The organism is Gordonia otitidis NBRC 100426, assembly GCF_000248075.1.
Classification (GTDB): domain Bacteria; phylum Actinomycetota; class Actinomycetes; order Mycobacteriales; family Mycobacteriaceae; genus Gordonia; species Gordonia otitidis.
Genome location: NZ_BAFB01000163.1, coordinates 1 through 5,950, shown reverse-complemented (window position 1 = coordinate 5,950; position 5,950 = coordinate 1). Strand labels below are relative to the sequence as shown.

Annotated in this window: 5 protein-coding genes; 2 read left to right on the top strand and 3 right to left on the bottom strand. The window is 65.7% G+C overall.

The window, feature by feature from the left end; all coding sequences use genetic code 11:
* Both GOOTI_RS16090 and GOOTI_RS16085 read right to left on the bottom strand, forming a co-directional pair.
* On the bottom strand, window positions 1–389 hold a 389-nt coding region (locus GOOTI_RS16090; protein WP_007239670.1), incomplete at its 3' end, for an AMP-binding protein.
* Window positions 386–1,525, bottom strand: a complete 1,140-nt coding sequence (locus tag GOOTI_RS16085; RefSeq protein WP_007239669.1) for a thiolase family protein — start codon at window positions 1,523–1,525, stop codon at window positions 386–388. The genes GOOTI_RS16085 and GOOTI_RS16090, both read right to left, overlap by 4 nt.
* Window positions 1,526–1,739: 214 nt before the next feature.
* Between GOOTI_RS16085 and GOOTI_RS16080 the strand changes: the two genes are divergently transcribed.
* The gene (locus tag GOOTI_RS16080) at window positions 1,740–2,936 is read left to right on the top strand and encodes an acyl-CoA dehydrogenase family protein (protein ID WP_007239668.1); all 1,197 of its coding nucleotides are present in this window, start codon (window positions 1,740–1,742) and stop codon (window positions 2,934–2,936) included.
* Between the two features lie 32 nt (window positions 2,937–2,968).
* Window positions 2,969–4,126: an acyl-CoA dehydrogenase family protein gene (locus GOOTI_RS16075; protein ID WP_007239667.1), complete on the top strand. Its 1,158-nt coding sequence runs from the start codon at window positions 2,969–2,971 to the stop codon at window positions 4,124–4,126.
* Window positions 4,127–4,686: 560 nt separating this feature from the next.
* Here GOOTI_RS16075 and GOOTI_RS16070 read toward each other — a convergent pair.
* On the bottom strand, window positions 4,687–5,950 hold a 1,264-nt coding region (locus GOOTI_RS16070; RefSeq protein WP_007239666.1), incomplete at its 5' end, for an NAD(+) synthase.

Below are 5,950 nucleotides of genomic sequence, written 5' to 3'. Positions count from 1 at the left end.
AGGAGCGAGTCGTCGCCGAGCGCCTCACGGAGCACATCGAGGTGCCCGCTGGAGGTGAACACCGCCGCCGCGTTCGTGTCGTCGAGTTGTGCGCGCAGGCCCGGCGCCGGCTGCGCGGGGTTGACCAGTGTGACCGTTGCACCTGCACGCAGAGCACCGTAGTAGGCCAGGACGAACTCGATGCTGTTGTCGAGGTGCAGGGCGATGACGTCTCTCTCGTCGACACCAGCACGGTGCAGGCCCGCGGCCACTGCAGCTGTCCGATGGTCCAATTCGGTGTAGCTGAGCACTCTGTCGCCATCGACGACGGCGTTCCGGCCGGGGTACATCGCCGCCATACTTGCCGGAAGAGCGTCGAGCGTGATCTCGGGGTAATGCAGTTGTGTCATCGGACGAGCAATTCGTAAACCGTTGCGTTGGCCATTCCGCCGGCCTCACACATCGTCTGGAGACCGTAGCGAATGCCGTTGTCGCGCATGTGGTGAGCAAGTCGGGTGGCCAGAATGGCTCCCGATCCACCGAGTGGGTGCCCCACGGCGATCGCACCGCCGAGCGGGTTGAGCGCCTTCTCGTCCGCGCCCATTTCGATCTGCCATGCCAGCGGCACCGGAGCGAAGGCCTCGTTGACCTCGAATGCCCCGATCTCGTCGATCGAGAGGCCCGACCGTGCAAGCGCTTTGGCCGTGGCGGGGATCGGACCGGTCAACATGATCACCGGATCATCCCCCGCGACAACGGTCGTGTGTATCCGCACCAGTGGTGTCAATCCGCGCGAAGCCGCGGTCTCACTCGACATCACCAACAATGCACCGGCGCCGTCGGAGATCTGCGATGCGTTGCCCGCGTGGATGACGCCGTGCTCGTCGAATACCGTCTTGAGCTTGCCGAGCGATTCCAGCGTTCCGCCACGGCGGATGCCCTCATCGCCTTCGAGAACGCCGGGCAGTGTGGCGAGCTGACCGTCGAACGCGCCCGAATCCGTAGCGGCAGCTGCGAGTTCGTGCGAGCGTAACGAGTACTCGTCCAGCTGGGTTCGATCCAGGCCCCAGCGTCGCGCCACCTCCTCGGCACCCAAGCCTTGGCTGAAGCGGTCGACGCCGAATCGGTCGAGCACAGTGGCCGGTTGGCTTTCGCCGTTCGGGGCCGCGGTTCCCATCGGGACCCTGCTCATCGATTCGACCCCTCCTGCGACCACGACGTCGAGTTGCCCCGAGATCACGGCGGCCGCTGCCATGGCCAGCGCCTGCTGACTCGAACCGCACGCGCGGGTGATGGTGGTGCCGGGCACCGTCGTCGGCCATCCCGCCGCGAGCACGGCTGTGCGGGCGATGTTGCCCGCCTGCTCGGAGTGTTGGCTGACGCAGCCCCACATCACGTCGTCGATCGCCGACGGCTCGATCCCCGTCCGCTCCACGAGTGCCTCGAGCACGTGGGCCGACAGATCGGCCGGATGAATCCCCGACAACGCGCCGTTACGACGCCCGATCGGAGTGCGCACGGCGTCGACGATCACTGCATCTGACATCGGGGTGTCCCTTCGTTCCGCCGCCGGTGGTTACGTCCATCACGGGGCTCCTGCGGTCACTTCGAGCCGACCACTTCGCCCGTGTGATCACAAGTAGATTCGCGTTCACGGGGTCATAGCCGCGGCCTATGAGCCGTGACATTGTCTTGTCCTATCGGTCTGTTAGCCGATCTCCCCGTTCCTGCGGGCCGGGTCGTTGGTGCACCCTGGGACCATGGCACGTCTCGCTGGCACCCTCGGTCTGTCCGACACCCAGGAGGAGATCGTCGCCACGGTGCGGCGGTTCGTCGACACCGTGATCATTCCGACGGCGCAGCAGCTCGAACACGACGACACCTATCCGCAGGAGATCGTCGACGGCATGCGCGAACTCGGTCTGTTCGGATTGATGATCCCCGAGGAGTACGGCGGTCTCGGCGAATCGCTGCTGACGTACGCGCTCTGCGTCGAAGAACTCGCACGCGGGTGGATGAGCGTTTCGGGGGTGATCAACACCCACTTCATCGTCGCCTACATGCTCCGTCAGCACGGCACGGACGAACAGAAGCAACGATTCCTGCCGCGGATGGCCACCGGCGAGGTTCGAGGCGCATTCTCGATGAGCGAACCAGACCTCGGATCCGACGTCGCCGCGATCAAGACGAACGCCAAGCTCGCCGACGACGGTTCGTACACCGTCAACGGCGCCAAGATGTGGCTGACGAACGGAGCGTCGTCGACTCTTGTTGCGGCTCTTGTGCACACCGACGAGGGCGCCGACAAGCCGCATCGCAATCTGACCACGTTCCTCATCGAGAAGCCCGCAGGATTCGGCGAGGTGGTCACCGGACTGACCATCCCAGGCAAGATCGAGAAGATGGGTTACAAGGGCATCGACACCACCGAGATGATCTTCGACGACTATCGGGCGTCGGCCGACGACATCCTCGGCGGAGTGTCCGGCCGCGGCTTCGCGCACATGATGGACGGTGTCGAGGTGGGGCGGGTCAATGTGTCGGCGCGTGCCTGTGGGGTCGCGCAGCGCGCCTTCGAACTCGCCATCAAGTATGCGCAGCAGCGCTTCACCTTCGGCAAGCCGATCGCCGAGCACCAGGCGATCGCGTTCAGCCTCGCCGAGATGGCCACCAAGGTCGAGGCCGCGCACCTGATGATGGTGAATGCGGCGCGGCTCAAGGACTCAGGTGAACGCAACGACGTCGCCGCGGGCATGGCCAAGTATCTGTGCAGCGAATACTGTTCCGAGGTCACCCAGGCGTCGTTTCGCATCCATGGGGGCTACGGCTACTCGAAGGAGTTCGAGATCGAGAGGCTCATGCGCGAGGCACCGTTCCTGCTCATCGGCGAGGGCACGAGTGAGATCCAGAAGCAGATCATCAGCAAGGGACTGCTGCGCGAGTACGCCGTCCACTGAACGAAGCAACATACGACTACGGAGGGAAAACCGTGCAGCGCATCGTATTCAACGAAGACCATGAGACGTTCCGCAAGACGATTCGCGACTTCATCGCCAAGGAGGTCGTTCCGGTTCACCACGAGTGGGAGCAGCAGGGGCATCCGCCACGCGACTTCTACCGCAAGCTCGGCGAACTCGGGGTGCTCGGCATCGAGGTGCCCGAGGAGTACGGCGGCGGTGGTGTGCACGACTTCACGTATTCGCTTGTCGTGTCGGAGGAAACCGCGCTCGCGGGCGTGACCTTCGGCAGCGAATCGGTGCACACCAATCTGATTCTGCCGTACCTGATGGAGTACGCCACCGACGAGCAGAAGCAGCGCTGGCTGCCCGGATTCGCCTCGGGCGACATCATGTTCGCCATCGCGATGACCGAACCGGGCACGGGCTCCGACCTCGCCAACATCTCGACGGCGGCCAAACTCTCCGAGGACGGCAGCCACTACATCCTCGACGGCGCGAAGACGTTCATCACCGGCGGTGCGCTGGCCGACCGCATCCTCGTGGTCTGCCGCACCGCACCGTTCGATGCGGACAACCGTCGTGCCGGGCTGTCGATTCTCGTCGTCGACACCACCTCTGAGGGCTTCGCCGTCGGGCGGAAGTTGGAGAAAATCGGCCTCAAGGCGTCAGACACCGCGGAGCTGTCGTTCACGTCGGTACGCGTGCCCGTCGAGGACCGGCTCGGCGAGGAGGGCAAGGGTTTCTCCTACCTCACCCACAACCTGGCGCAGGAGCGGCTGAGTATCGCCATCGGAGCGTCGGCCACCGCGAATGCGGCCTTGCAGCATGCCCTTGCCTACACCCGTGAGCGCGATGTCTTCGGCAAGCCCGTCGCCTCGTTCCAGAACACCAAGTTCGTCCTCGCGGAGTGCTCGGCCGACGTCGCCGCGGTGCAGCAGTTCGTCGACCAGGCACTGATTCTGCACAACCGAGGCGAACTGTCGGTCGCCGACGCCGCGCGCGCCAAGCTCTTCGCGACCGAGACCGCGGGGCGCGTCATCGACAAGTGCCTACAACTCCACGGCGGGTACGGGTACATCACCGAATACCCCATCGCCCGGCTGTACGCCGACACACGCGTCTCCCGGATCTACGGCGGCACCAACGAGGTGATGAAGACGATCATCGCCAAGGACCTGGGGCTGTAGGGCCGGCGGCGTCGGTGCCGTCGGCCCGAATGGGCCGACTCCCGGTGCCTTCGGCCCGAACGCCGGTGCCGTCGGCGCGAAACCCGGTGCCGCCGGCGCGAATGCCGGTGCCGTGGGCGACTTAGGCGGTGCCGTCGGCGCACCGACGCACCCTTCCCTACTTCCCGCCCTTCCCCTAGAAACAACTAGCGGCACGGGCGAAAACCCGCGGAAGAACCCTTTCCCCTACTTCTGCCCCGGGGCGCGCACCAACCACGGCGCCTCACCGCGCCGCCAGCCCGACTCCCGGTGCCGTCGACGGGTTCGGCGGTGCCGTCGGCGCGAATCCCGGTGCCGTCGGCGCACCGGCCCACCCTTCCCCTACTTCCGGCCCCTTCCCCCAGAAACAACTAGCGGAACGGGCAAAACCTCGCGGAAGAACCCCTTCCCCTACTTTCAGCCTCCGGGCGCGCACCCCTGCCGCGCCTCACCGCGCCGCCGCCGGGCTCGGCGGTGCCGTCGACACAATTCCCGGTGCCGTCGACGGGGTTTGGCGGGGCCGCGGCCCAGCAGCCGCGCCCTCAGCGCCCATGGAGCTGGTCGAGCCAGGTGCGGGCGGAGGCATCCGACGGCGAGCGCCAGTCGCCGCGCGGCGAGAGCGACCCACCCGAGCCGATCTTGGGGCCGTTCGGCATCGCGGTGCGCTTGAACTGGTTGCTCATGAACCGCTTGAGGAAGGTCGAGAGCCAGTGGTCGATGGTCGCGGCATCGTAGGCATTCCGACGCTCGTGAGCGATCAGCTCCGACCACGCGCCGCGTTCCCGGTCGCCCCACGCCTGCCCGGCCAGGTAGGCGATCTTGTCGGGGCGATAGCCGAAGCGGGTGAGGTAGTAGAGGAAGAAGTCGTGCAGTTCGTAGGGGCCGACGGTGTCCTCGGTGCTCTGGATCGCACCGTCTTCTCCCGGCGGCACGAGCTCGGGCGAGATCACGTCGTCGAGGATCTCGGCGAGGGTGTCGGTGGTTTCCCGGGAGTACTGGCCGGTGGAGATCATCCACCGAATCAGGTACTGGATCAACGTTTTCGGGACCGACGTGTTGACGTTGTAGTGCGACATCTGATCGCCGACACCGTAGGTGCACCAGCCGAGCGCGAGCTCCGACAGATCGCCGGTTCCGAGGACGATGCCGCCGTGGAAGTTGGCCAGGCGGAACAGGTGCGACGTGCGCTCGCCCGCCTGCACGTTCTCGAAGGTGACGTCGAACACCTTCTCGCCTTTGGCGTAAGGGTGCCCGAGGTCGGCGAGCATCTGCTCGCACGACGGACGGATGTCGAGCTCGGTTCCACTGACACCGAGCGAATCCATCAACACGTGTGCGCGACGCAGTGTCGCTCCGCCCGTCGCGAACCCCGGCATCGTGTACGCGAGAATGTTGGTGCGCGGCAGGCCGAGTCGGTCGAAGGTGTCGACGGCGACGAGCAGCGCGAGCGTCGAGTCGAGACCACCGGACACGCCGATGATCACCTTCTCGATACCCGTGGCACGCAGTCGGGCGGCAAGGCCCTGCACCTGGATGTCACGCACCTCGCGGCATCGTTCGTCACGGTCGCCCGCGTCGGCGGGTACGAACGGGAAGCGTGCAACCGAACGGCGCAGGTCGTCGTCGACGTCGAGGTCGCCGAACTCGAAGTCGATGTGGCGCAACGACTTCAGTTGTTCCTTGAGGTCGCCCACCTGGTCGTGGAAGCTGCCCATGCGAATACGTTCCTGCCGCAACCTGTCGAGATCGACGTCGGCGACGATGAGCTGCTCGCTCGTCTCGAATCCCGTACTGCGAGCGAGCAAT